The sequence below is a fragment of the Mangrovibacterium marinum genome, assembly GCF_003046625.1.
GTDB classification, from domain to species: domain Bacteria; phylum Bacteroidota; class Bacteroidia; order Bacteroidales; family Prolixibacteraceae; genus Mangrovibacterium; species Mangrovibacterium marinum.
The window spans coordinates 1-2473 of the sequence record NZ_QAAD01000048.1 but is presented as its reverse complement, the minus strand read 5'-3'; the positions used below and the strand labels follow the sequence as shown (position 1 = coordinate 2473).

The window sequence follows — 2473 nt, the reverse complement described above, 5'->3', positions numbered from 1 at the left end:
ATGTAAATAGCAAATAAAAAAGTACCATTTTTTCGCAACGATAAAGTGCCAGTTTAGGGTGAAAAATTTATTGATTAAATATTGACTTTCTGTTTTCCATCCGGTAGCTGTTCCCATCTAATTTAATTACCTCACAACGATAAAGCAGACGATCCAAGAGAGCCGTTGCCAGGACTTCATCATCGAGTGTTTCGGCCCATTGTTTGGGTGATTTGTTGGTGGTAACAATGATGGAACATTTCTCGTGCAGATGGTTGACCATGTTAAAAAACGCTACCGCTTCATTCTTCTTCATCGGGAAGAGCATGATGTCGTCGATGGCGATCAGGTTTGCTTTGAGCAGGCGGTTGTAAGCATTCATGGCCGATCCGGTCATCTCTTTCATGCGCAGTATTGTCAACAGTTCCTCCATGGTTTTAAAATAGGCTTTGTACCCGGCTTTAACCGCATCGTGGACCAGCCCGGATGCGATGTATGTTTTTCCCGTTCCCGATGGCCCCATCAGGATCAGGTTGTAGTTTTGGTCCAGCCACAGCAGCTCTCGAAGCTCCTTTAGTTGTGGCTTGCTGATGCCGTTGGAGTGGTTGAAGTCGTATTGTGCAAGGTCGTTGTCCTTTGGCAGGCGGGCCAGTGTTAAACGGCGTTCAAGGTCTGTTTTCTGGCGTTGTTTGATTTCCCGTTCAAGCAGGTTCAATGTAAACCCCAGGTAGCCCGGATTATCGATCTGGGCTTCATGGATCAGTGATTCGGGGTGGTTCTTTAAAAGAGTCAACCGCAATGAATCGGCGTATTGACGTATTTTTTCAATCTCTTTCATTGTTGTATGATTTTTTCGTAAGTATTGATTTTACTGGTTGCCGGTGTCGTGTTGGCTTGTTGTGGAACTTGTGGTTTCCTGTGACTGATAACTAATGCCGGTTCCTTTTCCTTTTTAAAGTAGGCAATCAGCTCGGTAAATTTTAGGGCATTGTAATAACTGTTTTCAAGGCAATAATCGATTGCCTTTGAAACAACTTCGGTATCCTGATTTCCTGTTTTGGACAGGATTAGCCTCAGGTTATCGTTCAGGTAACGGGGCTTGTCATTGCGTATGCCTTCGATAAATTCTTTCGCTTTATCGGTATTGCCTAATTTGTCGATGGCCAGCACCATCTTTTCTTCAATGCCCGAAGCCTTATCCCTTGCATGGTCCCTATTCCGAATGTATTTCCCTTTCAAGATGCTGATGGTATGTGAGGCAATATGCGCTTTTTCAAGGCTTCGGACCACCAGCTTTCCGTCTTCATGGCTGACAAGTACTTGGGTGTTTTCACCCTTGTAGGTTCCAACTGGAAGGCTGTAAAAATTGCCTTTGTAGGAAATGGTGTGGTCTTTTAAAACGGTATAGGGTTTACTGGATGCAACCTCTGGTTCTTTCAATAGGTTTTTGATCGGTAACAAATATTCCTTTTCTTTAAGCCATTCATGATGGGGAACAAGGCGCGTGGTTGAGTGTTTCTTCCTGTTGCCGGTACGTTTTAGCCAGTCTGATGCGGATTGGTTCAACCCTGCGATGTTGGTAAATTCACGACCCCGTAAAAAATTATACTTCACATATTTGATCACATTCTCTATTTTGCCTTTCGTTTGGGGATCGGCCTTGCGGCAAAATACCACTTCAAAACTTTCATTTTGTACGTAATGTTGAAAATCACTGGTTAAGATCAGATCGCCATAGTTTTCATCGACCATAAACACCCTGTCCTGGTCGTAAACGATATGACGGGGAACTCCCTGAAAATATTCGAAGGCTAGCTGATGGGCATAAATAGAGGTAGCCGTTGTAAAAGGGCTGGTTTGAAGATGTACAAACTTTTGGCGCGAACGGCTTAAAACCATCGCAAATACCCATACCTTTTGCTGGCCTCCTCCTTGTTTGGCTAGGTTGTAAACGCCAAAATCAACCTGAGCCTCTTCGCCATAAGCTGTTTCTTCACGTTTTTCGAACACGCGGACATGCTTGTTTTTCGGTTTGGCTATTTGATGTGCCGATCGTATTGATTGCACAAAATTATAAACCGTTTTGGAGTGGACCTCCGGAAAATCTGGATAGCGTTCCTTTAGCCGGTCTTCTATCTGAGAGGCCGATAAATAGGGATGATTTTCTAAATGTTCTTTCACAAAATCATAGTATCCATGCAACTTGGGGGGAAGATTTTTTCTCTTGCCGATCCAGTTATAAAACTCTTTTTCGTCCATTTCCAGGTAATGACGAACGGTCTTTCGGTGAATACCAACTTCTTGAGAAATTTGGCTCTTGTTTAACCCTTTCGACCATAATTCTTTAACTTTGTGCCACATAAGTGCCTTCTTTAGGTGTTTATATGCCTTCATCTTTTTATCGGTTTTGTCACCTTTAAGATGAAGGTTTTTTTCTTCCATAACTGGTACTTTTCAATTGCGAAAAGTTGACACTTCAAAGTTGCTGATTACA

2 protein-coding genes are annotated in these 2473 nt (G+C 42.9%); both read right to left on the bottom strand.

Annotated elements, in window-relative coordinates:
* Window positions 1-67 precede the first annotated feature (67 nt).
* Window positions 68-817: an IS21-like element helper ATPase IstB gene (istB, locus tag C8N47_RS18550; protein ID WP_107824067.1), complete on the bottom strand. Its 750-nt coding sequence runs from the start codon at window positions 815-817 to the stop codon at window positions 68-70.
* On the bottom strand, window positions 814-2421 hold the full coding sequence (gene istA / locus C8N47_RS18545) for an IS21 family transposase (RefSeq protein ID WP_107824066.1): 1608 nt from the start codon (window positions 2419-2421) through the stop codon (window positions 814-816). The genes istB and istA overlap by 4 nt, the downstream gene beginning before the upstream one ends.
* Window positions 2422-2473 lie beyond the last annotated feature (52 nt).

Excerpts from the sequence above, each read along its gene's own strand:
- istB (WP_107824067.1), bottom strand. The coding sequence starts at position 817 with ATGAAAGAGATTGAAAAAATACGTCAATACGCCGATTCATTGCGGTTG.
- istA (WP_107824066.1), bottom strand. The coding sequence starts at position 2,421 with ATGGAAGAAAAAAACCTTCATCTTAAAGGTGACAAAACCGATAAAAAG.